Origin of the sequence: Burkholderia sp. Bp9031 (assembly GCF_003857965.1) — a bacterium.
GTDB classification, from domain to species: Bacteria; Pseudomonadota; Gammaproteobacteria; order Burkholderiales; family Burkholderiaceae; genus Burkholderia; species Burkholderia ambifaria_A.
This window is the reverse complement of sequence record NZ_QTPW01000031.1, coordinates 58,925-82,769: the sequence shown is the minus strand read 5'-3', so window position 1 is coordinate 82,769 and position 23,845 is coordinate 58,925. Positions and strand designations below refer to the sequence as shown.

19 protein-coding genes and 2 pseudogenes are annotated in these 23,845 nt (G+C 64.4%); 5 read left to right on the top strand and 16 right to left on the bottom strand.

Annotation, left to right across the window (positions count from 1 at the left end):
- Positions 1-75 precede the first annotated feature (75 nt).
- Positions 76-417, top strand: a pseudogene (locus DIE15_RS29810) (endopolygalacturonase); the annotation flags it as partial.
- An 84-nt stretch (positions 418-501) separates the two neighbouring features.
- Here DIE15_RS29810 and DIE15_RS29805 read toward each other — a convergent pair.
- From DIE15_RS29805 to abaF, 7 genes are all read right to left on the bottom strand, one after another.
- Positions 502-1,761 carry a type II toxin-antitoxin system HipA family toxin gene (locus DIE15_RS29805; RefSeq protein WP_124835024.1) on the bottom strand — a complete coding sequence of 420 codons (1,260 nt, stop codon included), beginning with the start codon at positions 1,759-1,761 and terminating at the stop codon, positions 502-504.
- Positions 1,754-2,068, bottom strand: a complete 315-nt coding sequence (locus tag DIE15_RS29800) for a helix-turn-helix transcriptional regulator (protein WP_348982599.1) — start codon at positions 2,066-2,068, stop codon at positions 1,754-1,756. The genes DIE15_RS29805 and DIE15_RS29800 overlap by 8 nt, the downstream gene beginning before the upstream one ends.
- 687 nt (positions 2,069-2,755) lie before the next feature.
- A complete protein-coding gene (locus tag DIE15_RS29790; protein ID WP_057929061.1) occupies positions 2,756-3,436 on the bottom strand; it encodes a GntR family transcriptional regulator in 681 nt (226 codons plus the stop codon).
- A 325-nt stretch (positions 3,437-3,761) separates the two neighbouring features.
- Positions 3,762-4,190: a VOC family protein gene (locus tag DIE15_RS29785; protein WP_124835022.1), complete on the bottom strand. Its 429-nt coding sequence runs from the start codon at positions 4,188-4,190 to the stop codon at positions 3,762-3,764.
- 604 nt (positions 4,191-4,794) lie between these two features.
- Positions 4,795-5,133 (bottom strand): cytochrome c, encoded by a 339-nt coding sequence (locus DIE15_RS29780; protein ID WP_057929063.1) that lies wholly within the window; start codon positions 5,131-5,133, stop codon positions 4,795-4,797.
- A 10-nt stretch (positions 5,134-5,143) separates the two neighbouring features.
- Positions 5,144-6,376, bottom strand: coding sequence for a molybdopterin-dependent oxidoreductase (locus tag DIE15_RS29775; RefSeq protein ID WP_057929064.1), 1,233 nt, complete (start codon positions 6,374-6,376; stop codon positions 5,144-5,146).
- 564 nt (positions 6,377-6,940) lie between these two features.
- Positions 6,941-8,320 (bottom strand): fosfomycin efflux MFS transporter AbaF, encoded by a 1,380-nt coding sequence (gene abaF / locus DIE15_RS29770; protein WP_057929065.1) that lies wholly within the window; start codon positions 8,318-8,320, stop codon positions 6,941-6,943.
- Between the two features lie 585 nt (positions 8,321-8,905).
- Here abaF and DIE15_RS29765 point away from each other — a divergent pair.
- The gene (locus DIE15_RS29765; protein WP_057929066.1) at positions 8,906-9,847 is read left to right on the top strand and encodes a dihydrodipicolinate synthase family protein; all 942 of its coding nucleotides are present in this window, start codon (positions 8,906-8,908) and stop codon (positions 9,845-9,847) included.
- Between the two features lie 116 nt (positions 9,848-9,963).
- On the opposite strand, the gene DIE15_RS29760 is transcribed toward DIE15_RS29765, so the two are convergent.
- The 5 genes and pseudogenes from DIE15_RS29760 to DIE15_RS29740 all read right to left on the bottom strand — a co-directional run bounded on the left by DIE15_RS29760 (position 9,964) and on the right by DIE15_RS29740 (position 14,720).
- On the bottom strand, positions 9,964-11,337 hold the full coding sequence (locus DIE15_RS29760; RefSeq protein ID WP_124835021.1) for an MFS transporter: 1,374 nt from the start codon (positions 11,335-11,337) through the stop codon (positions 9,964-9,966).
- Positions 11,338-11,446: 109 nt separating this feature from the next.
- Positions 11,447-11,635, bottom strand: a pseudogene (locus DIE15_RS29755) (SDR family oxidoreductase); the annotation flags it as partial.
- A 31-nt stretch (positions 11,636-11,666) separates the two neighbouring features.
- On the bottom strand, positions 11,667-12,008 hold the full coding sequence (locus DIE15_RS29750; protein ID WP_124835020.1) for an NIPSNAP family protein: 342 nt from the start codon (positions 12,006-12,008) through the stop codon (positions 11,667-11,669).
- A 14-nt stretch (positions 12,009-12,022) separates the two neighbouring features.
- On the bottom strand, positions 12,023-13,804 hold the full coding sequence (locus DIE15_RS29745; RefSeq protein ID WP_185734568.1) for an FAD-dependent oxidoreductase: 1,782 nt from the start codon (positions 13,802-13,804) through the stop codon (positions 12,023-12,025).
- An 85-nt stretch (positions 13,805-13,889) separates the two neighbouring features.
- Entirely contained in the window at positions 13,890-14,720 is an 831-nt protein-coding gene (locus DIE15_RS29740) for an SDR family NAD(P)-dependent oxidoreductase (protein ID WP_124835018.1), read from the bottom strand.
- A gap of 183 nt (positions 14,721-14,903) precedes the next feature.
- Between DIE15_RS29740 and DIE15_RS29735 the strand changes: the two genes are divergently transcribed.
- On the top strand, positions 14,904-15,803 hold the full coding sequence (locus DIE15_RS29735) for a helix-turn-helix domain-containing protein (protein WP_057929071.1): 900 nt from the start codon (positions 14,904-14,906) through the stop codon (positions 15,801-15,803).
- A gap of 91 nt (positions 15,804-15,894) precedes the next feature.
- On the opposite strand, the gene DIE15_RS29730 is transcribed toward DIE15_RS29735, so the two are convergent.
- Both DIE15_RS29730 and DIE15_RS29725 read right to left on the bottom strand, forming a co-directional pair.
- Positions 15,895-17,067 carry a 4-hydroxybenzoate 3-monooxygenase gene (locus DIE15_RS29730; protein WP_057929072.1) on the bottom strand — a complete coding sequence of 391 codons (1,173 nt, stop codon included), beginning with the start codon at positions 17,065-17,067 and terminating at the stop codon, positions 15,895-15,897.
- A 145-nt stretch (positions 17,068-17,212) separates the two neighbouring features.
- Positions 17,213-17,467 carry a hypothetical protein gene (locus DIE15_RS29725; RefSeq protein ID WP_124835017.1) on the bottom strand — a complete coding sequence of 85 codons (255 nt, stop codon included), beginning with the start codon at positions 17,465-17,467 and terminating at the stop codon, positions 17,213-17,215.
- 675 nt (positions 17,468-18,142) lie between these two features.
- Between DIE15_RS29725 and DIE15_RS29715 the strand changes: the two genes are divergently transcribed.
- Positions 18,143-19,531 (top strand): amino acid permease, encoded by a 1,389-nt coding sequence (locus DIE15_RS29715; RefSeq protein ID WP_057929126.1) that lies wholly within the window; start codon positions 18,143-18,145, stop codon positions 19,529-19,531.
- A gap of 57 nt (positions 19,532-19,588) precedes the next feature.
- Here DIE15_RS29715 and DIE15_RS29710 read toward each other — a convergent pair whose 3' ends face one another.
- Entirely contained in the window at positions 19,589-20,305 is a 717-nt protein-coding gene (locus tag DIE15_RS29710) for a TetR/AcrR family transcriptional regulator (RefSeq protein ID WP_124835015.1), read from the bottom strand.
- Positions 20,306-20,357: 52 nt separating this feature from the next.
- On the opposite strand from DIE15_RS29710, the gene shc reads away from it, so the two are divergent.
- Positions 20,358-22,403 (top strand): squalene--hopene cyclase, encoded by a 2,046-nt coding sequence (shc, locus tag DIE15_RS29705; protein WP_124835014.1) that lies wholly within the window; start codon positions 20,358-20,360, stop codon positions 22,401-22,403.
- 251 nt (positions 22,404-22,654) lie between these two features.
- Here shc and DIE15_RS29700 read toward each other — a convergent pair whose 3' ends face one another.
- Positions 22,655-23,821, bottom strand: coding sequence for a porin (locus DIE15_RS29700; RefSeq protein ID WP_124835013.1), 1,167 nt, complete (start codon positions 23,819-23,821; stop codon positions 22,655-22,657).
- Positions 23,822-23,845: the final 24 nt, after the last annotated feature.

Genomic DNA, 23,845 nt, shown 5'->3' with positions numbered 1-23,845 from the left:
GAGCACCGTCTCTCGCCTCTCTTTCGTTTGTCATAGGATGACTGACTACAACGTAGCCGCGGGTACGACAATTTCGCCCACGTCGTGATCATGGGCACGGCCGGCGTGAAGCTGCAGGGATTCGAAGCGAATACGGGCGGCTACGGCAAGCCGGCCTTCCCGCTCGCGATGTCGCTGACCGACGTGGTGGCCGATACGCCCGACGGCATCTCGACGATCGCGCCGGACGCGAACCTCACGCCGCACAACGTGAACCTGCCGGTGTTCGCGTCGACCGCGAACCGTGTCGTCGTAAACGACGAAGCGACCCTCAACGCGCGTCCGGCCAACGTGCTCGACTGCCGCAAGGCGTTCGTCGATTTCCCCGGCATCGACCAGTCAAACCCTTTCGGCTCGACGTGGGCGCCGTCGTTGTAACGACGACGCGATGACGTCGATACCGCGCCCTCATGCGAGGCATCGCGTCACCGTTGACGGCTCCAGAATTGGGGCCGTGCGGCATTAGCGCAGCAGAGCGATGTTCTCATCGATTCGGCTTTGAATCGTGTGCAACGTCTCTTCGGTGATCGCATGCGGATGCATCTTCCTGGCCAGCGCCGCAAACTGGCCGGCCACGTTGCAAAAGCGGTCAATAATGCCGCCGGCCGCCGCTGCTTGAATTTCAGCTTCCTCTGCGAGGCGGAGCACCCCCTCTCTGCGGATCTGCAGGGCCTCCCCCATGACGTCCATCGGGTGGTACCCACCCGGCCCCTCGCAAAATGTTACGTCGTAGGCCGGCGCCAGCTTCCACTCACCGGATCGCGACATGATGTAGGCGAAGTTCTTGGGGTGATCGTCCCGGTTGTTGAACGCGACATTGAAGACGGCTCGCTCGAACGCCAGCCCCTTCTGTCGGACATCATTGGTGCATATGTGGGTCGCACGCAGGAAGTTCACGTAGTCCAGGGAACCCGGGGTTCTGTAATCGGCACCGGTAAACGCGGCAAGACTTTGCATGGGCACGCGCAGGCCGTTCTGTCGGTCAAACCGCCTGGACGCGAATGCCGCCATCTGATTGGGCAAATCGAAATACAACGTGTCCGGGGTCTCGATACCGCACATGCGCAAGCATTCGGCATAGACCATTTCGATCGCGCACACCTCAGGGTGTTCTTGTTGCGCCGGGAATTTGACGAGCCAGGCTTCAAAGTCGGGCTCTGCGATCGTGGTAAAGGTTCCGGAGCGCGGATCACGATAAACCAGTGCTTTAGGTCGGGCACCTTGCGGAGAGCCGCCTATCTGCAGTAACTGCTGCAGGAACGCTCCACCTTCACCATTGAGCACTTCCTGCACCTCCGCCGCAAGCTGATCGAGGGGAATGTGAATCTGCGCCTCCTGAGCTTCGGGCGCCACGGGCTCGAACGACATGACCCCCATCGCATTGCTGCCAATGTAAGCCAGCCGCTCGAGCGGCCCGATGCGCGCCACGTTCAAGCCTCGGCGTTTGAACAGACGATCCATCAGCAACATGCCCCAGCCGTCGGGCAGCGCGTCGTAGACCGGCCCGGGCAGTCCCAGCTGATGGGACGGGAAGTCTCTCCGTAGTTTGGGCCCGTTCAAGGGCAGCACATGGGAAGAAAGCTCCAGCCCTCTCTTCCTCGCCTCATCGCTATACTCGAACACAATCAGCGGGCGACCCGTGATGGCTGTCGTGGACACCATCGATCCCCACCGCCAATGTTCCCCCCAGCCATCGTAGTAGACGTCTACCCGCTCAATCATTTCTGGTTGCCTTCCTCGAACGCTGACGTTTAGCGGTTTCCTCGTACCGGAGAATGTCCTCGAGACTGTCCAGCTTCGGCAAGAACAGACCTTCGAGCTCCTTGCCGCGACCAAGGACCATGGCCACACGGACCACACTCTCGAGACTCACATTGCGTCCCGCTTCCAGGTTGGACACGGTATTGGCTCCGACGCCGGCGCGTGCGGCCACATCAGCCTGTGTCATCTGCAATGCCAGCCGCTCCGTGCGAAGTCGTCCGCAAAGCAGTTTGACGATTTCATCAGGCTTGCTGAAGCTTAAATCCAACATAGTAGGTCTTCCTGCCTGATAGGCCTCATAACTCACAACATTATAGAATTACTTGTCGCTCGGAATCAAAGTGAGTAATTCTCGATTGTTGTGTGTTATCTGGAAATACAGCACATTTCACACAGTGAGAGGGAATTAACTTCTGCAACCCGATCAGATCGTTCCCCAAAATCGAGGTACGCTCGGGCATCGAAGGTTTGCCCCGCCCCTCCCGCTCCGCCCGGACGATCCGGCGGGCCTACGTATCGCCCAGGAGCCCCCAACCCAATGGCGAACTGGCGTCAGCGCTTTCAGCGTTCGGCGGCATGCACTGGACCCGTTACCTGAACACCCCGAACGGCTACATTCAGCCACGTGCCCAGCGTTCGGCGAGTTCTACGAGTGCTTCCCGCCCATCACCTGCGAACGGTCGCTGCATCGGGGGATTGTTCGAAGAGGTCACGGTCGAACGCTTGCCATGGCGGGATCAGCAGCGCCGAGTTCGGACGGTGGTATATCGCCGGGCATCGCTCCGTCATTCCACCCAATCAAACAGGAATCCTGATCATCGTGCCGCACGCACGGCTCGATTCGGCGAATCAGGCAAGACAATGGACCCGAGAACACGACGGACAAGAGCCATCCGACCGGAAACGTGCCGCGCGAAACGCCGGAGTATCCGCAAGATCGCGTACGCGAACGCCCTCAACGACCCAGACGCCGATCCCGCAGAAACGCATTCAACTCGCCGCCCGCATGCTCGATATGACGCTTGAGCAGCGACGCCGCCGTGCGCGCATCGCCCTTGCGGCACAACGCGACCAGCTCGGCATGCTCGGATTCGGCCACGTCGCGCGCGGCCTCGGACAGCGACAGCTGCACGCGCGTGTAGCGGTCGGTCTGCTGCAGCAGCGACGCGACGATCGCCGCCGTCTTCGGCTGGTCGGCGCGCGACAGCAGCACATGATGCAGCTCGGTGTTCAGTTCGCCCCAGCGTCCGGACTGGCTCGCATGCAGCACCGCGCTGTATTCCTCGAGGATCGCGTCGAGCCGCGCGAAATCCTCTGCAGTCAGTTTCGGAATCGACTTCTTCAGCAGCACGGGTTCCAGCAGCGCGCGCAATTCGAACAGTTCGGTGATGTCCTCCGGCGACAGCTCGGAGACGATCGCTCCCTTGTGCGGCAGGATCTTGACGAGCCCTTCGCTCTCGAGCTGCACGAGCGCTTCGCGCAGCGGGATGCGGCTGATGCCGAGCTCGGTCGCCAGCGCATCCTGGCGAAGCTGGTAGCCGTCGACATACTCCCCTGTCAGGATACGGCGGCGCAATTCGTTCGCTGCGGCTTCGGCGCGCGTGGCGTAGACAAGAGCAGGGCGTTTCTCGTTCATGTTGCGGTTCGGACGGGGGGGAAGGCGGACAGGCAAGCGCCGACGCGGCGACGGATATTGCATATTTTCTACAATATTAGCAGAGCAGCCTTGCGGTCGAGGGGCGGCAGCCGCATATCGGCGCGACGCCGCGCCCTTCTTTGAGGCCAACAAAAAGTCTCCGCGGATTTCCGCGGATGTCGCTTGCCGACCGACATTGCTGCCGCCAGGTTCACACGGACTGCGCGGACCGTTCTCGGCACTTCATCAGCCATTCACCTGAGGGGCGTGTGCTGCTCGTCGGCCAGATCATTCATCGCACGAGGGACTGCCACTGCGGCCATCATCATTTCTCGTCCCGCATGGATGGCGTGAAGGTAATTCCTACCAGCAATCCTTCCGGCCCGATGAAGCGACTGACGGTCTGGCCCCACGGCTCACTCCGGTTCCTGACCAGCATTCGATACCCCCGTGATTCAAGTTCTGCTGTAGCCGCTTCGACATTGTCGACATCAAACTCAATCCAGGCTTGCGGGATGGGTACGTCGCTAGGCCACGAATCCGTGTCGAAGCACGACTGAGCGGCCTGAGAGAGCGGCCACAAGGCGAAAGTGTTTGCGCCATTCATGCTCTCGGTATGGAGGTAGCCGCCCGTCTCTTCCTTGAAGGGGATACCGAAGGCCCGACTGTAAAGCTCGCGGCTTGCCTCGGCCTCAATCGCAATCGGGCCAAAGCCCGCGATGAACAAGGCAGTGGCTTTTAGGAACTTATCCATGGCTTTTCCTTTGCCGCGAACGAGCGGCGCCGTGAGGTGCGAACATGTCCGCCCGCGTCCATCGAGTTGAAGTGATGGCCAGTATTCAGGTAGCGCGGGGCATGGATGAGTGTAGGCCTGTTGCAGGTGGCCGGCAGACATCTCCGCCCGGCAGCGAACGGCGATCGGGCGCGTCCGATAGCGCTCGCGGCATCGACTCCGCGCGTCACGTCACGGGCGTACTGCTGACGCTCGATTGTTCCTTTGTGACTTCGGTCGGACGACCGTTCCTGGCCGGCAAACGCCCAACGACCGCGCGCGACGGTCGTCCCGCGCGGGCGCTTGACGCAAAGGCGTGCCCCGATCCGTTTAGGCCGATCGATTCATCTCGGTATGGAACTTCTCAAGGAACAACGCGGGCGCGTTGTCCAGACTGTCGAGGGTTCGAGGTTGTGGGGCGACGGTTCAGGTTCGGAGTGCCCCGAGTGCGTCAGTGATCCGCACCCTTCCATGCATATCCGTCCGACGCATGGTCTGCTATCAAGTTTTGCGCGAGCACAATCGGGGAACCGCACACAGCGCTCGCGTAAGAGTTCGTTCGCTTCGAGCTTGTCGCAATTGTGAGTCAGGGTTTCCCATTGATCGTCACCAGATAGCGGGCGATATCTTCGATACTTTCGGGTGGAAGCGGAGCGCCGTAGACCGCACGCATCTTGATCACTTCGGCTTTCCAGTCGTCAAACGTCAGCGGTGGTTGACGCATCACCATACCCGCGGAGTGACATATCAGACAATGCGCGTTTGCGAGATCCGATCCCGGTCCTTGAGGGAAAGGGCTACCCGTGGGCAGCGAAAACTGCGTTGTGTTCCCCGCAACGTTACCTGGTGATTTAGCAGCGACTATGCCGGTTGCGACGGTGCCCGCGAAAGAGATGGTGACCCATGCAACAACCCATGCCCTCATGATTCACTCCTCAAGCCGCAACGACGGTCATCGATTCAATCACGTTGCGCATGTAGCCGCCGGGATTCCAGTTTGGTTTATCCGGCTGCTGAACACCGCCATCGTTGACAGCCCTCACCTTCAGCGCGAATTGACCCGCATGCCGGGGAAGGAACGACGCTTCCCAGCGACGAAAGCTATATTTTCCGTAATCCGGACCAAGCTTTGCGGGCGCCCACGTCATCCCGTTGTCTGCAGAGAAATGTACCTCCCGGACACCCGCGTCGCCCCCGAACGCGATACCGCGGATAGCCTGCCGCCTGCCGACATTAACGACCGCGCCGTCGCTCAGGTTCGTGATGAACGAGCGTGGCACCATCCGGTTGATCGGGACGGTTTTGACCCCGCTCTGACCCGGTGACACGTCCGCACGAGGCGTGTCCGGAATCTGATACGCTTTGGCCATCCAAAAGTTGGTATCCGGCGTGTCGATGACCTCGATGTCATCGAGCATCTTCACCCAGTAAGTCGAATACCACCCGGGGACGACCAACCGTAGCGGGAATCCATTTAGAAGTGGTAGAGGCTTGCCGTTCATCGCGAATGCCACCATCACTTCGCCATCGCGGGCGTGATCAATGCTCAGCGTCTTGACGAAGTCGGGTGTAGCCGGGATCGCACCCGCATCGGCCCCATTGAAGCGCACCTGAACCGCTCCCGCCTTTACGCCAGCGCGGTCCAGAATGTCCTTGAGGCGCACGCCGGTCCAGCGCGCGTTGCCCATCGCGCCGTTACCCCACTCTCCGCCCGCGACGCGCGGCTTGAAGAATCCTCGCGAGTTACCCGCGCACTGGTTGACAGCGGCGACCTCGACTCGCTCGAACTCTCTGGATAGCTCAGCAATTCCTAACACGACTTCGTGCTGCACCGCTCCATGAATCCTGACCCGGAAGCTGCGCACGTCGATGCTCGTCGGTATGCTGGCCAGGTGCCAGCGTACAAAGAACTGATCGTTGGGCGTGAAAACGCCCTGATCGAAAACAGAGAATGGTGTCTCCAGCAGAGGTGGACGACTGCGGACCAGTAGCATCTCGCCTTTTTGCGGAAAAGCCGTGGTCAATTCCCGCAGGCCGTTTTCAAAGGGCAAGGTGATCGCATTCGCCGCTCTTGCAACGTCTGACAGCCCCCACGTAAGGCAACCAGCGCTTGCCGCCATAAACGACTGCAACAACTGACGACGCCTGATGTTGTATTCGTCGATCATCGCTCTCTCCGGGGCCGCGAACAGGTTGGCGCTTTCGTAGCGCGAAGTAAATCCAGCCTGTACCCAAATCAATATATGCACTTCGACAGCGAGGCTCTACGCGTAGTAACCCGCGAGGTTTATCTTCTCGTTCGAACCGCCGGCGACCTGTACGAGTGCGGCGTGGTTGGCATAGCGGCCCGTTGCTACGTTGCAGCAGCGCGAATTCTCACGGAAACACCGGAATTTTCGGATCGATTCCCTCGATGTCCGCCTCTGGATAATGAAGTCGCACTGTGCTTTCGATTTCCTCCACGCATTCATGTGGAATATCGATCATCGTCGATATGTGGCCTTTCTCGATTGCGGCCTGAAATCGCTTAAGCCGCAAGCCCGGCAAGGGCGTTCATCGGACTTTGAAGTCGTTCGGCTATCGAGCGCTCGCCTTGACAATCAGATGGCCGATAACGAATGCGGATTCAATCGCAGGTCTCCCCCGCGTTCCCCGGCCATCCGCGACGAACCGCAAAAAAGCCACCCTTGCGAGTGGCTTCCATGCGTGTGATCAGCCTTCGATCGCCCGCGTCACCCGTGCGTGCGCCGCCTCGCCTCCGCATCGACGTCGCGCAGCGACTTGCCGCGCGTTTCCTTCGCGAGCCCCACGCATACGATCGAGATCACAGCCGCGGCGACCAGATACAACGCGATCGGCGTCGACGAGTGATAGCGCTCGAGCAGCGACAGCCCGATCAGCGGCGCGAGCGAGCCGGCCATCAGCGGTGCGACCTGGTAGCACAGCGACAGCGCGGTATAGCGCACGTTGGTCGGGAACATCTCGGTCATCAGCGCCGAATACGGCGAGTAGGTCATCGATTCGATGAAGAGGCCGAGCACGATCGCGGCCATGATGATCCAGTCGTTGCCGGTGTCCATCATCGGGAACGCGACGAAGCCCCATCCGGCGGTCAGCACCGCGCCCGTCAGGTACACGGGCTTGCGGCCGACGATATCCGACATCAGCCCCATCAGCGGGATGAAGAAGAAATGGATCGCATTGGCCGCGAACATCAGCTTCAGGATTCGCGTGGTATCGAAGCCAACGACCAGCTTCAGGTAGGTCAGCGAAAACGTGACGACCATGTAGTACAGGATGTTCTCGGCGAACCGCGCGCCGATGCCGATCAGCACCTGCCGCCAGTGGTACTTCAGCACGTGGGCCACGCCGAGCTGCTTTTCCTGCTTCTGCGCGCGGCGCGCCTGTGCTTCCTTGAAGATCGGCGCATCGTCGACCTTGCGGCGAATCCAGAAGCCGATCAGCACGACCACCGCCGAGAACCAGAACGCGGCGCGCCAGCCCCACGACAGGAAGTCAGCCTCCGACAGCGAACTCGACAACACCAGCAGGATGATCGTCGCGACGAGGTTGCCGGCCGGCACGCCGGCCTGCGGCCAGCTGGCCCAGTAGCCGCGGCGATTGTCCGGGCTGTGTTCGCTGACCAGCAGGATCGCGCCGCCCCACTCGCCGCCGAACGCGAAGCCCTGGATCAGGCGCAGCGACACCAGCAGCACCGGCGCCCAGTAGCCGATCGCATCGAAGGTCGGCAGGCAGCCCATCAGGAAGGTCGTGATGCCGACCACGATCAGGCTGACCTGCAGCAGATGCTTGCGGCCGAACTTGTCGCCGTAGTAGCCGAACACCAGCCCGCCGATCGGGCGCGCGGCAAACCCCACCGCATACAGCGCGAACGCGGCGAGCAGGCCGTCGATCGGGTTGCCCGTCTTCTTGAAGAAGTGCGTGCCGAATACCAGCGCCGATGCCGTTCCATACAGGAAGAACTCGTACCACTCCGCCACCGACCCGACCATCGACGCCGCGACGACCCGCTTCAATTCCCGTTTCGACGCCGTGTCCTGCACGGCTGCCGCACCACCAGGCGAGACTGCCTCGCCGACCTGACTTGTCATCTCCGAATCTCCTCTCGTTGTCTTCCATTTCCCTTGACGGGCCGGTTCGCGAGTAAGCGCGCCGAAAGATTTTATACAATATTCAATACACAATCTACGCAATCTCAAAAATGGTTTGGGCAGCAGTGCGACACATCGAGCGAGGTTCGCCGCCCCGGCTGGGAGCCTGCCGGGGAGTGACGGTGGGGTCGGATGAAGTGCGATGGGAACGGATTTCAGGCTCACCGGCCGGGCTCCGAGTGCCGCCGGGCGGCGCCGGGACGCGCATCGGCCAACCTCGGCGGGATCGCCCGCTATCCCTGTCGGAGGCCGCTGCGGCGCGGTTCGCCGCCCTCTCCGGCGCACCGGGACGACGGTCCGCGTCACGCCCTTTTTATTTTATATTGTATAAAATATGCGGACTGGCTAGAATGCAACGCGTCGATGGCTGACTCTCGGGCGAAACCGGAGGCAACGTTTCGGCACCGAGGCAAACAACAGGTGGCCAGCGCCGTCCGGATCACGGACGCACCAACGAGACGGCAAGTGCGCACAGCCCAGTTGCCAGCAATGACAGTTGACCCTATCTGAATGTGAGGAAACGAGATGAGCGACAACATTTTTACCGGCACCATTCCAGCCCTGATGACTCCGTGCACCGCTGATCGTCAGCCGGATTTCGACGCGCTAGTGAAGAAGGGCAAGGAGCTGGTGGCACTCGGCATGCGTGCGGTGGTGTATTGCGGCTCGATGGGCGACTGGCCGCTGCTGACCGAAGCGCAACGCCAGGAAGGCGTCGCGCGCCTGGTCGAAGCCGGCGTGCCGACCATCGTCGGTACCGGCGCGGTGAACTCGAAGGAAGCCGTGTCGCACGCCGCGCATGCCGCGAAGGTCGGCGCGCACGGCCTGATGGTGATCCCGCGCGTGCTGTCGCGCGGCGCGTCGCCGGCCGCACAGAAGGCACATTTCGCCGCGATCCTGAACGCGGCGCCGAACCTGCCGGCCGTGATCTACAACAGCCCGTACTACGGCTTCGCGACCCGCGCCGACCTGTTCTTCGAACTGCGTCGCCAGCACCCGAACCTGATCGGCTTCAAGGAATTCGGCGGCGCCGCCGACATGCGCTATGCAGCCGAGAACATCACGTCGCAGGACGACAGCGTGACGCTGATGGCCGGTGTCGACACGCAAGTGTTCCACGGCTTCGTGAACTGCGGCGCAGCAGGCGCGATCACCGGCATCGGCAACGCGCTGCCGCGCGAAGTGCTGCAACTGGTCGATCTGTGCAAGAAGGCCGCGCAAGGCGATGCAGTGGCGCGCGTGCGTGCGAAGGAACTGGAAGCAGCGCTGGCCGTGCTGTCGTCGTTCGACGAAGGCTGCGACCTGGTCCTGTTCTACAAGCACCTGATGGTGCTGAACGGCGACAAGGAATACACGCTGCACTTCAACGAAACCGATGTACTGAGCGACGCGCAGCGCAACTACGCGGAAGCGCAGTACACGCTGTTCCGCAACTGGTACGCGAACTGGTCGAAGTCGATCGCTTGAGCGCTCGCGCGACGCTGAGCGATACGCGGCCGTGACACGGCTGCGTGATGGCAAAAAGCCACGGAGCAATCCGTGGCTTTTTCTTTTCCGCGCACACTCGGCAGGCGCCTGCCGAATCAGTGTTGCTGCACGGCCGCCCCGGTCGCGCGCTCCTGTTCGGTGATCTCCGTGCGGCGATGGCCGATCGCGTACAACGCACCGGCCGCGGCGAGCGCCGGCACCGCAAGCAGGCTGAACACATCGCCGAAGCGCCAGCCGAGCCCCATCAGCATCGCGCCGGCGAACGCGCCGGCCACGCCGCCGATTCGTCCGATGCCGAGCATCCAGGCCACGCCCGTTGCACGGCAATGCGTCGGATACAGGCTCGCCGCATAGGCCGACATCGACGTCACCGCGCTCGTCACCACGGTACCGCACAGGAAGATCAGCGTGCCGAGCCACGCGGCGTGTCCGATCGTGCGGCTCACCACCAGCACCAGCAGCGCCGCCACGACATACGCGAGCACGATCGTCCGGTTCGGATTGAAGCGATCCATCAGCCACCCGACACCGAGATTGCCGAGCACGCCGCCCAGCGGGAACAACGACGTCATCAGCGCGCCGCCTTCGGCGCTGAAGCCCGCGTCGCGAAACAGCGTCGGCATCCAGTTGGTCAGCAGGTAATAGATCAGCAGTCCCATGAAGTAGGCCACCCACAGCATCAGCGTGCGCGAACGAAACTGCGCGGACAGCACCTGCGCGAGCGCGGACGTCCCACCGGCTTGAGCGCGCGCGCCGGCGGCCGCGAACGTGCAGTCGTCTAAGCGCTCGCGCGGCGCAATCCGCGCAAGGATTCGTACGACGCGCGCATGCGTGCCCGGCCGTGCCGCGAGATACTGCGCGGACTCCGGCAGCAGCATCACGAGCGCGACCGCCAGCACGATCGGCCCGATGCCGCCCGCGGTCAGCACGCTTTGCCAGCCGAAATGGGGAATCAGCCATGCCGACGTGACGCCGCCCACCGCGAGCCCGCATGAGAAGCCGCAGAACATCGCGTTGACGGCCACGCCGCGGATCCGGGCGGGCGCATATTCCGACATCAGCGTGACGGCGTTCGGCATCGCAGCGCCAAGGCCGAGCCCGGTCAGGAAGCGAAATGCGGTCAAAGCCTCGATCGACTGCGCATGCGCGGACACCATGCTCCACGCGCCGAAGCAGGCCACCGACAGCACGAGCACCGTCTTGCGGCCGAGCCGGTCCGCGCAGGGGCCGGCGGCGAGCGCGCCGATACCGAGCCCGGCCAGCGCCGCGCTCATCACCGGGCCGAGCGCGCTGCGCGCGATGCCCCAGTCGTGCGTCAGCGCGGGCGCGATGAAGCCGATCGCGGCCGTGTCGTAGCCGTCGGCGGCCACGACCAGAAAGCACAGGATCAGGATCAGCCACTGGCAGGGGGAAAAGCGCTCGCCGTCGATGAACGACTGCACGTCGAGCGTACGCGTTTGGGTTTTCATCTTGTGTCTCCTTCGGTCCGGGCGCACGACAGCGCTGATGCGCCGCATGCGCGCGGACATCTCCATGGTCAGTTTCGTTGCAGGTCCGGTGCCGGATGCGCGGCACCGGTCAGCCGGGCGGTGAATCCGCCGCGCCGCAGGCCAGCCAGCCGCCATCGACGTTCAGCACGGTACCGGTGACGTAGCTCGCCGCATCCGATGCGAGGAATGCGATCGCGGACGCGATCTCGTCCGGCTCGGCGAGGCGGCCGAGCGGCGTGCGGCGTTCGATCGCCGCCCTTGCCGCACGTGTGTCGTTCATGTCGTGTTCCGATTTCATCGTCATGCGCTCAACGCGTCAGATACGCAAGGCTCGGGAACTCGACGCGGCGGACGATGCGGCTCTCCTGCGCGACGATCAGATGGCCGGACGCCTGCAGATACGCGGGCCAGTCCGGATCGGCATCGCGCGCGGTGCGCCGCGCGTCGTAGTCGGCGATGCTGTCGTAGCCCCACAGATGGACGACCTGGTTCAGTGCGCCGATGTCGCTCATGTAGAAGCCGACCGGCGCACCGAGATACTTCACCTGGATCGGCATCGCGAGCCGGTCGAAGATCTCGATGAACTCCACCATGCCGCGCGGGCGGATCGTATAGATGCGATGGTCGATGAATGCTTTCGAGGGTGTCATGGTCTGCTCCAGGTTCACGCGGTCGCGCGTGTGTCGACGGGCTGCGCGACGGCGGCGGGCGGTGCCGCTTCGGTGAGGTCGACCTGGTCGGCAAGACCCGCGATATGGCGCGCGCTCAGGTAGCCGAACGTCATGATCGGGCCGAGCGTGATCCCCGCGCCCGGGTAGTTGCCGCCCATGATGCTGGCGCGATCGTTGCCGACCGCATACAGGCCGGCGATCGGCCGGTCGTCGGCGGCCAGCACCTGCCCGACCGCGTTGGTCCGGATTCCGTCGAAGGTGCCGAGATCGCCCATCACGACCTTCAGCGCGTAATACGGCCCGTCGCCGAGCGGTGCCACGCACGGATTCGGACGATGGTCGGCATCGCCGAGATAGCGGTTGAACGACGTCGTGCCGCGGCCGAATTCGGGATCCTCGCCGCGCGCGGCGTCGTGGTTGTAGCGCCGCACGGTCGCCTCCAGGTTCGCCGCATCGATGCCGGCCCGCTGCGCGAGTTCCGCCAGCGTGCGGCCCTGCACGAGATAGCCGTTGCGCAACAGCGGCCCGAGCGGCACGGGCGCGGGCTTCGCGAAGCCGAGCCCGTATTTGCGGATCGTCGCGTGGTCGCACACCAGCCACATCGCCGTCTCGGTGTCGTCGCGGCAGGCCGCGATCATCGCGGCGCCGACGTCGTGATACGAATTCGATTCGTTCGTGAAGCGCATGCCGCGACGGGTCACGCCGATGACGCCCGGCTTGTAGCGATCGAGCAGATGCGGGAACACGCCGAAGCGGCCGTCGCCGAGCGGCACGCGCGACACGGGCATCCATGCGGCCGGTTGCGGATAGCGAATCTCCACGCGGCCGCCGGCCCGTTCGGCGAGTGCCGCACCATCGCCGGTGTTGCCGGTCGGGACCGGCGACACATGCTCGCCGCCGCGCGCAACGTGCGGGTACGCGCGCGCGATTCGCGCGACGTCGTGCGAGAAGCCACCGCTCGCCAGCACGACCGCGCGACGCGCGGTAATGCGATACGTCGAGCCGTCCTCCCCGACCGTCGCGCCGACGATGCGTGCGCCTTCCGTGACGAGCTCGCGCGCGGGCGTGCTGGTCAGGATCGGAATCCCGAGATCCAGCGCGGACTTCGCGAGCCGTGCGGCCAGCGCATTGCCGCTCGTGACCTGCACGCCGCGCCGGTACAGCGCGAGATCCTTCAGATGCGCGGCAAGTCGCTTCGTCACGTACCACGCCGACTTGAGCGAGCGCGTCGCGTTGAAGAAGTGCTTCAGGTCCGCATTGGACGAATTGAACATCATCCCGATGAACGTGATCGTCTTCAACGGCGGACGCAGGCGCTCGAGATCGCGCCCGAGCCGCCGCGCATCGTAAGGCTCTGCAACGACCGAACGGCCGATATCGACCCCGCCCGGCACGTTCGGGTGATAGTCGGGATACAGCGTCGGGACGAATTTCACGTCGGTTTCGCGCTCGAAGAAGTCGAGCATGCGCGGGCCGTGCTCGAGGAAGGCCTCGATCGCGGCGGCGTCGTGGAACGCGCCTGTTTCGCCGCGCAGATACGTACGCGCCGCATCGCGCGTATCCCGCACGCCGTTCGCGCTCGCATGGCGATTGCCGGGTATCCACAGCACGCCGCCGGAAAACGCAGTCGTGCCGCCAAAGCATGCTTCCTTCTCGACGACGATCACATCGAGGCCGGCCTTGCGCGCGGTAATCGCAGTGGACAGGCCGCCCGCTCCCGATCCGATCACAAGCAGATCGCACGTAACGTGCGTCGAACGCTGCCGATCGTTCATCATGTCTTCCTCCGTTTATGGAATAGCCGCGCGGCCGCATCGCCAGACGCGGCGTGCCTGCATGCAGCGCGGCAATGTCGTTGAATCAGCTGGCGCCGGCCTCGTAACCCGGCCGCGGAACGAGATCCATCAGCATCGCGTCGAGGCCGCCGTCGACCACCAGTTCCGCGCCGTTCACATACGCGGCACGCGGACTGGCGAGAAAGGCGACGACGTTCGCGATGTCGTCGGGACGGCCGATGCGTCGGCTCGCGGTCATCGCGCTGCGCCGCGCCTCGATGTCGCCGCTTGCGTAGAACGACTCGGACAGCGGCGTGCGGATCATCCCGGGGCACACGGTATTGCTGCGGATGCCGCGCGGCCCCCACTCCGCCGCCAGTTGCCGCGCGAGCATCGCGACCGCCGCCTTGCTCGCGCTGTACGCTCCGCTATGCGTCTGCGGGTAGCGAGCCGCGATCGACGCGACATGCACCAGCGAGCCCGAGCCGCGCGCGAGCATCGCGCGCCCGAACGCTTGCGAACACAGCATGTAGCCCGTGAGATTGACCTGCAGCATCGCGTTCCATGCGTCGAGGCCGATAGTCTCGATGCCGCCCGCACGCAACAGGCCCGCGTTGTTCACGAGCACGTCGGCGTGGCCGAGATCGCGCTCCACTCGCTCGGCGGCCTGGGTCACGCAGGCGGCGTCGCCGATATCGCACCCGATTGCGATGACGTCGCCACCAGTCGTGCGCAGCCGCTCGGCGAGCGCGATGGTCTTGTCGGCGTCGCGGTCGAGCAGTGCGACCCGCGCGCCGGCCGCCACGAACGCTTCCACGATCGACGTGCCGATGCCGCCCGCCGCCCCCGTCACGACACACACCTGCCCGTCGAGACGAAGCCAGTCCTGCTGCCGATGGTCTGCTTGCGATAACATTAGGTATCCTTTTGAAATAGGCTGGAAATGTCCGGCTCGATCCGGCACATGCTGCCCGAACGTCGCGCGATGTATTGACTGCGAGCGCTACGTCGATGGGAAAAGTATAGAAGCGCGCATCGCGCGAAAATTGGACAAACGCCGCAAGCAACAGGACAATTTGTACACAGGAGGCCGCGCGGCATGAGGAGAATCCCTAACTACGATCTGTATGGCGAATCGGCTCGTCCGCCTTGGTACGACGCGTTCAACTTCGAATGGATTCCGGAGCGCAGCCGGCCGAACGACTGGCATATCGCCGCGCACCGTCACGATGCGCTATTGCAGATTTTGTACATCCGGGGCGGGCACGGGCACGTCGTGATCGAGAGCGAGAAGCACACGTTCACGCCGCCGTGCCTCGTGCTGCTGCCCGCACAGACGGTCCATGCGTTCGAGTTCTCGCCGCAGATCGACGGTCTCGTGATCACGGTCGTGCAGCGGGCGCTGGAAACGCTGGTCAAGACGGCCGCGCCGGGCGCGCTGTCGATCCTGCACCGTGCGGCGGTGATTCCGGTCAAGGGGTCGGACGCGAGCGTGTCGATGCTGATGCCGCTGTTCGCGTTGCTCGAACAGGAATTTCGCAGCACGTCACGCGGCCGCGGCGCGGCCGGGATGGCGCTGCTGGTGGCGCTGGTCGTTCACGTCGCACGCGTGAGCGATCTCGCGGCGGCACCGTCGCATGCCGGCACCGACCGGCGCGGCACGTTGCTGCGGCGTTTTCGCGAGCTGATCGACACGCATTTTCGCGAGCATCGACCGGTGGAATTCTATGCGGACCGGCTCGGCGTGACAGCCGCGCAGCTTGCGCGCGTCTGCCGGGAGGAGTTGGGGATCTCGACGACGGCGGTCGTCAATGCGCATCTGATTCGCGAAGCGCAGCGCGATCTCGTTTATTCGAACCTGAGCGTGAAGCAGATCGCGCACGAGATGGGCTTTGCGGACAGCGCGTATTTCAGCCGTTATTTCCGCAAGCAGACCGGCCAGACGCCGGGCGAGTTCCGGGAATCGGCCCATCGCGACCTGATGCCGGGCCCGTCGTAAACAGAGAGCGCAGCGAGAGCCGTTTCGCACGGCGGAGCCGGTCACGGCGCATCGACGCCGCGACCGGGAGAGCCGACTCCGTCGCGCGGTGTCAGACCGCGACGGCGCCGACGTAGTTTTCGGCCATCGCCATCGCCGCCGGGCGCGACGTCGTCACGTGCTCGAGCTCCGCGACCTGCAGACGCTGCTCGAACGGCGACGCGTCGTCGAGTCGGTGCATCATGCGCGTCATCCAGTACGAGAAGTGTTCGGCGCGCCAGATCCGGCGCAGCGCGGTTTCGCTGTACGCGTCGAGCAGGTCGGTGCGGTCTTCGTCATAGAACGCCTGCAACGCGGACGTCAGGATGCGCACGTCCGACACGGCCAGGTTGAGGCCCTTCGCGCCGGTCGGCGGCACGATATGCGCGGCATCGCCGGCGAGGAACAGGCGGCCGTGCTGCATCGTCGTGGACACGAAGCTACGCATGCCGACGATGTTCTTCTGGAAGATCCGCCCTTCCACGACCTGCTGGCCGTCGGCGGAGTCGACGCGCGCATGCATCTCCGCCCAGATGCGATCGTCGGACCAGTGGTCGACCGAATCCTTCGGGTCGCACTGGAAATACATGCGCTGCACGTTCGGCGAGCGCGTGCTGACGAGCGCGAAGCCGCGTTCGTGGCGCGCATAGATCAGTTCGTCCGACGACGGCGGCGCTTCGACGAGGATGCCGAACCAGCCGAACGGAAAGACCCGCTCGTAGTCCTGCCGCAATGCGGCGGGGATCATCGTGCGCGACACGCCCTGCGAGCCGTCGCAGCCGATCACGAAATCGCAGTCGAGCGTCTGTTCGACGCCGTCGTGCACGAAGCGGATCGACGGCGCGTCGGTATCGATACCGGAAATCGTCGTCCCGGACACGTTGAAGTACAGCGCACCGCCGGCCGCGACGCGCGCGGCCACGAGATCCTTCAGCACCTCGTGCTGCGCGTAGACGGTAATCGCCTTGCCGGTCAGCTCGGTCAGGTCGATGCGGCGGCGCTTGCCTTCGAACGCCAGTTCGAAGCCGTGATGCAGCGCGCCTTCCGCCTTCATCCGGTCGCCGACGCCCGATTCGGTCAGCACGTCCATCGTGCCCTGTTCGAGCACGCCGGCGCGAATGGTGGATTCGATCTGTTCGCGTCCGCGCGTCTCGAGGACGACCGACTCGATGCCGCGCAGATGAAGAAGATGGGAAAGCAGCAGGCCCGCGGGCCCTGCGCCGATGATGCCGACTTGCGTACGCATGAATGTCTCCGGTGGGATTGATTTTGCGCAAGTGTGGCGGCAGCGCCCGCTATCCCGCAACGCGATATCCGGAATATGGACTATCTCGATAATGGATAAAGGCGGAACGGGCGCGTCAGGCCAGGTGCGGCGCGCACCCGCCCGGTCAGGGCTTCACCGTCGACCGCCGCGACTCCATCCCGTCGATCTTCGCGAGCAGCACGTTGCCGAATTTCGTCACGTGGCGCGGCAAGCCGGGGATCGCCAGCAGTGCTTCGATCCGCCCGCGCCAGTAACTCGGACGACTCACGCGCATCGCGCACGGCATGGCCGCATCGCCGGTATCGGCATCGCTTTCCAGCAACGCGACCATTCTTTCGATATGAGAGAGCTCACGCTCCACATAGTCTCTCGTCAGCATGTGATCGATACTCCCCGAAACACGAAGTCCCGCCCGGCCGCGCCGGCACGGCGTCGCGCGGCTCTACGTCCGGCTCGCCGTGCACGCATCCCGTCACGGTACGCGCGCGCTGTGTCGGAACGTTGTCGCCCGTGTGATGACTTCGGTCATATGATCGGATCAATGCAGCGCAGCCTTCGAACGTGGTCGCTGTGCCGCGTCGGTTGCATCCGTTCCCCGCTATTCCGTTGCCGATCGTAGACACTCCGCGTCGCGACGGCATCCCCAAAATTGAGGACGCTTGCTGGAATCGATCGCACTCGTCCGGTCGTGACATGCGAGCGCCGACTTCCGCGCCAGTCGAAACCGGAGCGAACGGTCGACCGCAAGCGCCGATCCTGCGAGTCGATTCGCACACGTTGCACGCTTTCCCCTGGCATTCCGTGCGCACCGACGCCATTGCGCAAAGCGTCGGCCGTCCCCGGCAGATTGCACATTGGCGATTACGATCCGGCCGGTTTGCTCACTGTCCATTGACGCAGCTCTTCGAAATAATCGCTGCATGGCACGGCACACGGCGGACGTGACCCGTCACATCCGCCGCGGGCCATTCATGCCATCCACCATTGCCCAACAAACAACAGCCGCATCCGGCAGGCGCGCGTCACCGGTATCGCGGCAATGAACGGAGACGACATGTCGCAACGGCAAGCATCGCTGCACCGAGGACTCGAGGAGCGCCACGTCAGCCTGATGGCGCTCGGCACGGCCATCGGCGTCGGGCTGTTTCTCGGCTCGGCCAGCGCCATTACGACGGCTGGCCCGGCGATCCTGCTCAGCTACACGTTCGCCGGCGTCGCGATCTTCATCATCATGCGCGCGCTCGGCGAAATGGCGATCACGAACCCCGTCGCGGGATCGTTCAGCCGCTACGCGCAGGACTATCTCGGCCCGCTGGCCGGCTACCTGACCGGCTGGACCTACTGGCTCACCGCGCTGGTCGGCAGCATGTGCGAGATCACCGCGGCCGGTGTCTACATGAACATCTGGTTTCCGCACGTACCGACCTGGATCTGGACGCTCGCCGCGCTCGCGTCGGTCACCGCCGTCAACTTCGTCGCGGTACGCGCATACGGGGAGTTCGAGTTCTGGTTCGCGCTGGTCAAGGTGGTGACGATCGTGCTGATGATCGTCGTCGGCACCGGCATGATCGTCTTCGGCATCGGCAACGGCGGGATCGCCACCGGCATCTCGAACCTGTGGTCGCACGGCGGCTTCATGCCGAACGGTATCGTCGGCGTGCTGAAGGCGCTGCCGATGGTCATGTTCGCGTATCAGGGCATCGAGATGCTCGGCATCACCGCCGGCGAGGCCCGCAACCCCGAGAAGACGCTCTCCCGCGCAGTGAACTCGGTGTTCTGGCGCGTGCTGATCTTCTATGTCGGCGCGCTGTTCGTGATCATGTCGATCTATCCGTGGGACCGCATCGGAACCCAGGGCAGCCCGTTCGTCCTGACTTTCGATCGCCTCGGCATTCACGCTGCCGCGGGCATCATCAACTTCGTCGTGCTGACCGCAGCGCTGTCGTCGTGCAACAGCAACCTGTATGGCACCTCCCGGCTCCTCTACAATCTCGCGCTCCAGAAACAGGCACCGGCAATGTTCGCCCGCATCTCGGGCAACGGCATTCCGGCGGTCGCGCTGACGTTCTCCTGCGCTTGCTCGCTGCTCGGCGTGTTGCTCAACTACTTGAGCCCGCAACACGTATTCGTCTGGCTGACGGCCGTGTCGACGTTCGGCGCATTGTGGACGTGGGGTGTCATCCTCGTTTCCCATTACCGCTTTCGCAAGACGCTTCGCGCGACCGACATCGCGAAACTGCATTGCCGGGTACCGTTCTTCCCGTCAAGTAACGTGGCCGCACTCGCGTTCCTGCTGGTGGTCGTGACGCTGATGGCCGCATTTCCCGCGACGCGCATTGCGGTGATCGTCGGTCCGCTCTGGATCGCGATCGTCACGTGCATTTTCTTCGCGACGAAGGGCCAACGGATGCCAACGCGATTCGGCGCGTCGTCGCTCGACTGACTCTCGCGAATGCAGCGCGGGCGCGGGCACGACCGTGTTCGGCGGCTGAAACCGCGCTCAACCGCGCCGGCCGCGCGCGCCCTTGCTCTTGCCCGTGCCCGCCGGCGGCTCGCTTCCGCTCAGCCGGTCCAGCTGCCGAACGATCTCCGCGCGCAACTCGGCCGGAATCTCCACGCTGTCGAGCAGCTCCGAGATCCAGAGCCCGTCGGCCGCCAGCCGGCAGATCATCAGCGTCGCCGCCCGCTCGAGCGGCACCGGGTCCGGCCGCGTCCACTCGCGCATCGGCACCGACCAGCGCGCGCGCGTCTCCTGCTCGGTAATCATCGACGCGACCAGCACGCGCAGCACGTCGGTGCTCGCTGCCGGCTGCGCGGTGTCGAGCACCGCATGCAGATACGCGCGCGCCGCCGCGCCGTCGCCGTGCGGATCGGCTGCCAGGCCCGCGGCCATCTGCATCGCGAAGCGCTCGGTCGCCTGCCCGAACAGCGCATCGAGCAGGCCCTGCTTGTTCGTGAAGTGATACTGCAGCGCACCCTTCGTCACGCCCGCGCGCTCGGCGACCGCGTCGAGCGTCAACGCGGCCACGCCGTGTTGGGTCGCGATTTCCGACGCGGCTTCCAGCAGTTGCGCGCGCACCTGTTCTGGTGCCTTTTTCCGCCGCACGCCGGCGACGGGTGCGGGCGTGGGCTCGGGCGCGTCCCGCGCGTCGGCCGGTCCGGCCGTGTCGACACGCGCGGCGGTGTGGCGCGAAGCGGGTTCGAGGCGTTTTTTCATGGGGGCGATGTTAGCACCCGCGGTCTCGATATAAACATTCCGGCTGGATGGTATGATCCGCCGCATGAACAAACCCGCCCCCTCCCCCTGGTCCGCGCTCGACGCCGCGATCGCCCGTGGACGCGATGCGCTGATGCGTCTTCAGCAGCCTGACGGCAGCTGGTGCTTCGAACTCGAATCCGACGCGACGATCACCGCGGAATACATCCTGATGACGCATTTCATGGACAGGATCGACGACGCGCGCCAGGAGAAGATGGCGCGCTACCTGCGCGCGATCCAGCGGCTCGACACGCACGGCGGGTGGGATCTGTACGTCGACGGCGACCCGGACGTGTCGTGCAGCGTGAAGGCGTACTTCGCGCTGAAGGCCGCGGGCGACAGCGAGCATGCGCCGCACATGGTCCGTGCGCGCGACGCGATCCTGAAGCTCGGCGGCGCGGCACGCTCCAACGTGTTCACGCGGATCCTGCTTGCGACGTTCGGCCAGGTGCCGTGGCGCGCGGCGCCATTCATGCCGATCGAATTCGTGCTGTTCCCGAAGTGGGTGCCGATCTCGATGTACAAGGTCGCGTACTGGGCGCGCACGACGATGGTGCCGCTGCTCGTGCTGTGCTCGCTGAAGGCGCGTGCGCGCAACCCGCGCAACGTCGCGATCCCGGAGCTGTTCGTCACGCCGCCCGACCAGGAACGCCAGTACTTCCCGCCCGCGCGCGGGATGCGCCGCGCGTTCCTCGCGCTCGACCGCATGGTGCGCCATGTCGAGCCGCTGCTGCCGAAACGCCTGCGGCAGCGCGCGATCCGGCATGCGGAAACCTGGTGTGCGGAGCGCATGAACGGCGAAGACGGCCTCGGCGGGATCTTTCCGCCGATCGTGTACAGCTACCAGATGATGGACGTGCTCGGCTACCCGGACGATCATCCGCTGCGCCGCGACTGCGAGAACGCGCTGGAGAAACTGCTGGTCACGCGGCCCGACGGCAGCGTGTACTGCCAGCCGTGCCTGTCGCCGGTATGGGACAGCGCGTGGAGCACGATGGCGCTCGAACAGGCGCGCGGCGTGGCCGTACAGGAATCCGGCACGCCCGCGAGCGCACTGGATGAACTCGACGCACGCATCGCGCGCGCGTACGACTGGCTGGCCGAGCGCCAGGTGAACGACCTGCGCGGCGACTGGATCGAAAACGCGCCCGCCGACACGCAACCGGGCGGCTGGGCGTTCCAGTACGCGAACCCGTACTACCCCGACATCGACGACAGCGCCGTCGTCACCGCGATGCTCGACCGCCGCGGCCGCACGCATCGCAACGTGGACGGCTCGCATCCGTATGCGGCGCGCGTCGCACGCGCGCTCGACTGGATGCGCGGGCTGCAATCGCGCAACGGCGGCTTCGCGGCCTTCGATGCCGACTGCGACCGCCTGTACCTGAACGCGATCCCGTTCGCCGATCACGGCGCGCTGCTCGATCCGCCGACCGAGGACGTGTCGGGCCGCGTGCTGCTGTGCTTCGGCGTCACGCAGCGCGCGGACGATCGCGCGTCGCTCGCGCGCGCGATCGACTACGTGAAGCGCACGCAGCAGCCCGACGGCAGCTGGTGGGGCCGCTGGGGCACGAACTACCTGTACGGCACGTGGAGCGTGCTGGCCGGGCTCGCGCTCGCGGGCGAGGATCCGTCGCAGCCGTACATCGCCCGCGCGCTCGCATGGCTGCGCGCACGCCAGCACGCGGACGGCGGCTGGGGCGAGACGAACGACAGCTACAGCGACCCGGCGCTCGCCGGCACCAATGCGGGCGAAAGCACGTCGAACTGCACCGCGTGGGCACTGCTCGCGCAAATGGCGTTCGGCGACGGCGAATCGGACTCGGTCAAGCGCGGCATCGCATATCTGCAATCCGTGCAGCAGGACGACGGCTTCTGGTGGCACCGGTCGCACAATGCGCCCGGCTTTCCGCGCATCTTCTACCTGAAGTATCACGGCTATACCGCGTACTTCCCGCTGTGGGCGCTCGCGCGCTATCGGCGTCTGGCCGGCGCGGCGGCGGCATCGGGCAATCGCATGCCGTCGGCCGAGACAACGCTTCCCGCAATCGCGTAAGCGGTCAGGCGTCGGGCAGCAGCCTGCGTTCGAACGCGCTGCCGCCCGATGCTTCTTCTCGTCACACGAATCCCGCGTCGATCAGCATGCAGCCGCCCGCCCCTTATCGATCCGGCACCTCACCGCTCGATCGGCACCCGTTGCAGAATGGGAGCATCGCCGCATGCATGCGGTCACGCAAGTTGCGCGGCACTGCTGCCCTCGTCCTGGCGAGCTCGTGCCACCAGCTTCTCGCCAGCCTCCGCGCGCGCTCAAAACTTGTGCGTGATGCCGACAATGGTCGCGACCTGCGAGCGCGTGCTTGCGCTGGGCCCCAGATCGCCGATCGTGCCCCCGGCGGCCACGATCGCCAAACCGTCGTCGCTGAACGTCGTACCGCTCGCATGCGAGTAACCCGCTTCGGCGTACAGGCTCGTACGCTTGCTCAGCGAATAGGTAAAGTTCACGCCTGCGTTGTTGTAGGTGGCCGACGAGGCTCCGCTCGAACGGGTATACACATAGTTGATCGAGCCGCTCAAGGCAGGCGTGATCTGATACTGAAGCGCCGCGCCGCCGATGTTGTACGTCTCGGTACGATTGAACGCGCCGTAGTTTGCATATGGCTTGTACTGAGCGTTGCTGTAGCGGAGATTGGCCGTAAGATCGCCGATCGCATACTGCACGGCCGCCTGGATAATCTGGCGCGAGCCGTACATCGAGATGTCGCCGGACAGCGGCACAACCGCGTTGTTCTGGTTCAGGTCGGCCGCGCCGTTGCCACTGGCGTCGTTTCTGGCAAACAGATACCCCGCGGCAACCGTCAGCCCGCCGTTATTGTACGAGGCCGCGGCGCCATACATTTGTCCGCCGGCAGTATTGCCCGCGATGCCCCCGAAACCGTACATCAGCTCATACTGAAAGCCGCCGTAGATCGGGCTCGTGTACTTGATCGAATTGTTGACCCAGAACGAGTTGTCGTTGTTGTCGACATCACCCGGGGTCGTGAACAGCGCGCCGGCCATCGCATCGCCGGTAATCGGCTGGATCAGATCGACGGTGGGATCGTACTGTCGGCCCGCCGTGAGCGTGCCGAATGCATTGCTGGACAGACCGACGAAGGCGTTATGTGAAAACAGGCGCCTGGAGTCCGAAAGCTGCCCGTTCGTGACGTCGAAGCTGCTTTCCAATGTAAAGATCGTTTTCAGTCCGCCACCGAGCTCCTCGGTCCCCTTCAACCCCCAGTATGACGATTCGTTGTCGCCGCTTTGCATGGCGAACAGCGAACGGCCACCGGTGTTGTTGTAGTGGGCAAGAGCTGCGTCGATCGAACCGTAAAGCGTGACACTGCTCTGCGCATGCGCGGTGCCGGACGCGGCGACCGCCAAGGCGATGCACATTCCGGCTTTGCCGATCTTGAAATTCTGCAATTTTTTAAACATCGCAAATAATTAATAGTGCGAATC

Bases quoted from the DNA above. Each gene is read 5' to 3' on its own strand.
- DIE15_RS29760 (WP_124835021.1), bottom strand. From the start codon at position 11,337: ATGAAAACCCAAACGCGTACGCTCGACGTGCAGTCGTTCATCGACGGC.
- DIE15_RS29785 (WP_124835022.1), bottom strand. From the start codon at position 4,190: ATGGATAAGTTCCTAAAAGCCACTGCCTTGTTCATCGCGGGCTTTGGC.
- DIE15_RS29710 (WP_124835015.1), bottom strand. From the start codon at position 20,305: ATGAAAAAACGCCTCGAACCCGCTTCGCGCCACACCGCCGCGCGTGTC.
- DIE15_RS29715 (WP_057929126.1), top strand. From the start codon at position 18,143: ATGTCGCAACGGCAAGCATCGCTGCACCGAGGACTCGAGGAGCGCCAC.
- DIE15_RS29750 (WP_124835020.1), bottom strand. From the start codon at position 12,008: ATGACACCCTCGAAAGCATTCATCGACCATCGCATCTATACGATCCGC.
- DIE15_RS29805 (WP_124835024.1), bottom strand. From the start codon at position 1,761: ATGATTGAGCGGGTAGACGTCTACTACGATGGCTGGGGGGAACATTGG.
- DIE15_RS29740 (WP_124835018.1), bottom strand. From the start codon at position 14,720: ATGTTATCGCAAGCAGACCATCGGCAGCAGGACTGGCTTCGTCTCGAC.
- DIE15_RS29700 (WP_124835013.1), bottom strand. From the start codon at position 23,821: ATGTTTAAAAAATTGCAGAATTTCAAGATCGGCAAAGCCGGAATGTGC.
- DIE15_RS29725 (WP_124835017.1), bottom strand. From the start codon at position 17,467: ATGCTGACGAGAGACTATGTGGAGCGTGAGCTCTCTCATATCGAAAGA.
- DIE15_RS29730 (WP_057929072.1), bottom strand. From the start codon at position 17,067: ATGCGTACGCAAGTCGGCATCATCGGCGCAGGGCCCGCGGGCCTGCTG.
- DIE15_RS29735 (WP_057929071.1), top strand. From the start codon at position 14,904: ATGAGGAGAATCCCTAACTACGATCTGTATGGCGAATCGGCTCGTCCG.
- DIE15_RS29790 (WP_057929061.1), bottom strand. From the start codon at position 3,436: ATGAACGAGAAACGCCCTGCTCTTGTCTACGCCACGCGCGCCGAAGCC.
- DIE15_RS29765 (WP_057929066.1), top strand. From the start codon at position 8,906: ATGAGCGACAACATTTTTACCGGCACCATTCCAGCCCTGATGACTCCG.
- DIE15_RS29745 (WP_185734568.1), bottom strand. From the start codon at position 13,804: ATGAACGATCGGCAGCGTTCGACGCACGTTACGTGCGATCTGCTTGTG.
- DIE15_RS29775 (WP_057929064.1), bottom strand. From the start codon at position 6,376: ATGATCGACGAATACAACATCAGGCGTCGTCAGTTGTTGCAGTCGTTT.
- shc (WP_124835014.1), top strand. From the start codon at position 20,358: ATGATCCGCCGCATGAACAAACCCGCCCCCTCCCCCTGGTCCGCGCTC.
- DIE15_RS29780 (WP_057929063.1), bottom strand. From the start codon at position 5,133: ATGAGGGCATGGGTTGTTGCATGGGTCACCATCTCTTTCGCGGGCACC.
- abaF (WP_057929065.1), bottom strand. From the start codon at position 8,320: ATGACAAGTCAGGTCGGCGAGGCAGTCTCGCCTGGTGGTGCGGCAGCC.